This window comes from Cellulomonas sp. P4_A2, from assembly GCF_056402515.1.
The window spans coordinates 1-462 of sequence record NZ_JBFUHG010000102.1; the positions used below are offsets into that span (position 1 = coordinate 1).

Here is a 462-nt window from a genome sequence, read left to right on the forward strand (position 1 = left end):
GTCGAGGACGGCGGGGCTGGGGCGGGTCTCCTTGCCGCGTTCCAGGCGCACGTAGTAGTCGATGCTGATGCCGGCGAGGGTGGCCAGCTCCTCGCGGCGCAGGCCGGGGGTGCGGCGGATGCCGGCGCCGACGGTCAGGCCGACGTGTTCGGGACTGGTCTGGGTGCGGCGGGCGCGCAGGTAGCGGCCCAGCTCGGCGCCCTCGCTGTGCGCGCTCTCGGATGCCATGACTCCAGTCTCACCCGCTGGGCACCTGCTGCACGGGCGGGAGGGGGGCCCTGTCGTTACCCCCGAAGAGCCCGCCCTGCCACACCGGAGCAATCCGGGCGAAGGTGAATGAGGAAGACGCCGGCCCCCTCGCCATCGCCCAGGCTCCAACCGGTACGACCTGTCGGGCCGGGCGAAAGTGAGAGACCGGGCAACGCCATGGAACGGAAGAGGGCGAGATGCGGTATATCAAGC

1 protein-coding gene is annotated in these 462 nt (G+C 71.4%); it reads right to left on the reverse strand.

What is annotated here, in order from left to right:
- On the reverse strand, positions 1-228 hold a 228-nt coding region (locus AC1DUE_RS20290), incomplete at its 3' end, for a helix-turn-helix domain-containing protein (protein WP_477041207.1).
- Positions 229-462: the final 234 nt, after the last annotated feature.